Below are 3,649 nucleotides of genomic sequence, written 5' to 3'. Positions count from 1 at the left end.
CGGACAGCCACCGCATGTTTGGAAATCCGCTGGTTAAGCGTCAGCTGCGCTTCAAACGGAAGGAATGCGAGGACGCCCTTTTCCCGCTGCTGCGCCGCATCATCAAAGACCCCATCTCGGCGAGTTAATCGCATTGGGGGCTTTTTGAGCCTGCTTACTGATCCCGACACTTCACGTCGCGCAGCTGCAGGTCGAGCGCCGCGCCGGATATCTGGATTTCCACGAGCGAGAGGGTCAGAGATGCCAGCATGAGGATCAGGCTCACACCGAAGGTGATCTGACCTTCCGTCTGCTGCTTAAAGAACAGCAGGGTGGTGCTTGCCACGCAAAACATCAGGCTCAGCACGCCCATGGTCTGCATGTGCTTGATGATCTGAATGCGCTTCCGCAGGCTACGGATCTGCGCCAGCAGGATCGGCTCCTGCGTGGACTGCCAGTTCGCATGCAGCGCGCGCACCACGGCGGCCAATCCGAGGAAGCGATTGGTGTAGGCCAGCATGAGCAGCGAGATCGCCGGAAAGAGCAGCGAGGGGGTGGAGAGGGGGAGTTCTGGCAGAGGCATGGAGATTGATCGTCGACGGGAGGTGGCTCGGCAAGGCGGAGCCCGTGTGTAATCAAGATCAAGGCCGCAAGCCGGAGGTATGCGAGAGCCATGCGTACCCATCGTGACCGCTGGGCGTTTGAGGGTTTCTCGCATACCTCCGGCATGCGGCCCTGAACATGGTCATAGCGTGTGCGCGGTCCGGTGGTTCCCGCTGCACAGCTTCGCGGTTTCGCTCCACCACCGGCTAATTTCTCTGCTCCCTCCGGGAGCCCGTTCATGCGGGCTGTCTCATCCGCCGTCTTATTGCTTGAGGTTCCTGGCCATTGAGATCAGCCGTTCAGGTAAAGTTTTTTCTCCCAGCAAAATCAAACAAAAACACAGACTCATTATGGATGCCATTTCGTTCGGCTTGGGATCGAGGCAGCAGCAGAGAAATACAATGCCTGCAGCAGTTGCGAGGCCGAGCTTGATCCACTCACGTATGTTTTTGCATGTCGTTTTGGTGGCATGACGCATTGGCTTCTTTGAGTGCCTGGGTTCCATGCGTGCTTACCATATGCACAAAAATCGATTGGCAACGATACTCTGTAATCAGGTCTTCCCACAATGGATTGAGAATCCATTGTGAGATACTTTGTTCGTAGGAGTAAAGTGGCTCCTGTGTCTTCTTCCTGTGCCTCTTTGCAAGGCAAAGTTTTTTCGCTCTATTCCTTAAATCACCCGGTCGTTGCCGCCGTCCACGGGGATCTGAGCACCGGTGACTTTTGCGAACAAGGGGGAGGCCATGGCGCTGACCATGTTGCCGATGTCCTTGGACTTGATCTCGACCTTCATGAGGTTTTTGGTCTTGTACTCCTCGATGGTCATGCCGTAGCGCGTGGCGCTCTTTTGCAGGGCCTCGGGGGTCCAGAGCTTGGTGTCGAAGACGGCGTCTGGGTGGACGATGTTGACGCGGATTTTGTGCGGGGCCAGTTCAAGGGCGGCGACGCGGCAGAGCTGCGTGAGCGCAGCCTTGGAGCAGGAGTAGGCGCTGGCACCGGGGCCGGGGGCTTTGAAATTGCGGCTGCCGACGAAGATGATGCTGGCGTCGATGCCCTGCTTCACAAACGGAATGACCTTGTTCATCAGCTTCTGATGGCTGGTGAGATTGATCATGATGGTGCGATCCCAGTCGCCCTGGGCCATGGCATCCAAGTAATCGTTTTTGGGGAAGATGCCGGCGTTGCTGACGACGATGTCGATGCCTCCGAACTCACGCACGGTGAAATCAATCGCGTCCTGCACCGGTTTGTCTTCGGTGAGGTTCACGACGATGCCGATGCCGCCGATCTTCTTCATGATGTCGGGGATGTCTTTGTCGATGTCGAGTCCGACAACCTGCGCGCCCTGCTCGGCGAGTGATTCAGCGATGGCGAAGCCGATGCCGGCGGCACAGCCGGTGACGAGAGCGACTTTGCCCTGATGCACCTTGCGGGCGGGGCCTTTGCGCAGTTTGGCCTGCTCAAGATCCCAGTATTCGATTTCGAAGATGTCCTTTTCAGGCAGCGGCTGCCAGCCACCGACGGATTCGCCGAGCTGCACCGTGGCAGCGGTCGATTCAGCGATGTCCGCGACGATTTTGGCGTCCTTCAGGGTGTCGCCAAAACTGACGACGCCGTGGTTTGGCCAGATGGCGAAACGGGGGGCGGGATCGAGCATGGTCTGGCCGCTGGCGTGGCGCTGGAAGTAAGCGGCGTAGTCGTCTGCGTATTGCTGAACGCTGGCATCGAGGTCTGCGCCGATGAATGCGGGGGCGCGCTTGGTGCGGATGCTATGATCCGGGGTCAGGGGGCCGCGAGTGCCGAAATCTGCCACGGTGGCGAGATTGGCATATCCCACGGCTTCTGGGGACGCATTGAGGCGGGCGATTTGTGGGAAGCCACGGCGTTTGGAGACGGCCTGGCGCAGTTTCGCCAGGGCCATGAGATCCTCCGTAGCTGCAGCTGTGGCTGCTTGGGCACCTTTTTTGGCGAGGTAGTCCTCTGCCATCGTCACCATCTCGATGTGCAGCTCGTAGCTTTTGCGGGCATCGTCATCGAAGGTGAAGAGACCGTGCTTGAGCAGCACCATGCCTTGGATGCCTTCCTGACGCAGATCGCGGCCAGCAATCAGGTCGGCGATGGTTTTGGCCAGAATGAAGCCGGGCATCACATACGGGACGATGATGACCCGATTGCCGTAGATTTCCTTCACGCGGGCTTCGCCGCCGGCGTTGCAGGTGAGGGCTGAAATGGCGTTGGCGTGGCTGTGATCGACAAATTTGAAGGGCAGGATGGCGTGGAGGATCGCCTCAATGCTGGCGGCCGGCGCGTTGGGGTTGGTCATGGCCGCACGCTGCTGCAGCACCATGTCCTCATCGCTCATGGTGGCGAGTTTTGACATCTTGATCAGCGCCTCCATGCGGACAGGGGAGAAGCCGGCGCGCTCGATGGTGGCGAGATCCCAGCCGCTGCCTTTGACGTAGCAGAGATTGACCGGATCACCGAAGAAGTCCTTCTCCGTGACCTTGACTGAGGTATTTCCGCCGCCGTGCAGGACGAGGGCGGGATTCCGGCCGAGCAGACGGGAGGTGTAAACGCGTTGTCCGAGCAGATCGGTGCCGAAAGTGGCGGCTTCTTGGTCGTTCCAGAGGGATTGCATGTGGGGAAATTGGGAGTGCCAGACTTCCGATGGATGCGCCCCGGTGCAAGGGGATTTTCCCTCTCAAACGGGGGCGAGCGCCCGGTTTCGCATCTCTCCCAGAGTCCAATCGTATTCCCGCACCAGCTGATCCACCACATCTCCGCTGCGCATTTCCAGCGGCAGGACTTCCCAGGTGTAGGTTTCCATCTCGATGTGCTGGCATTTGGTGGGATTTTTGGCCAGCCAGTCCATGGTGCTAATCAAGTGATCCCGTGTGCTGTCGAAGCCGCCGCCGGGCTGGGCATGGATGGGGATGTGGAAATGGACACGCCACTCCTCCCCGAGGATTCCAGGATTGGCCTGGGCAAACTGCAGGGCATCGGGCAGGTCCTTGAAACGGCGGAGCGGTTCGTCCTTGCCGTAGCTGGCGATGACCTGGTGGAA

General features: G+C 59.1%; 2 protein-coding genes and 1 pseudogene. All 3 read right to left on the bottom strand.

Going from position 1 to position 3,649, the window contains the following annotated elements:
* Positions 1-154: 154 nt before the first annotated feature.
* Positions 155-562 carry a DUF2721 domain-containing protein gene (locus ACIREA_RS28515; protein ID WP_397385715.1) on the bottom strand — a complete coding sequence of 136 codons (408 nt, stop codon included), beginning with the start codon at positions 560-562 and terminating at the stop codon, positions 155-157.
* Between the two features lie 693 nt (positions 563-1,255).
* Positions 1,256-3,223, bottom strand: a complete 1,968-nt coding sequence (locus ACIREA_RS28510; protein WP_397385714.1) for a bifunctional aldolase/short-chain dehydrogenase — start codon at positions 3,221-3,223, stop codon at positions 1,256-1,258.
* Between the two features lie 63 nt (positions 3,224-3,286).
* Positions 3,287-3,649 (bottom strand): annotated as a pseudogene (locus ACIREA_RS28505) (hypothetical protein); the annotation flags it as partial.

The sequence above is a fragment of the Prosthecobacter sp. genome (assembly GCF_044373815.1).
In the GTDB taxonomy this organism is placed as follows: domain Bacteria; phylum Verrucomicrobiota; class Verrucomicrobiia; order Verrucomicrobiales; family Verrucomicrobiaceae; genus Prosthecobacter.
The sequence above is the reverse complement of the archived record's forward strand: the minus strand, read 5'-3'. Positions and strand labels throughout refer to the sequence as shown.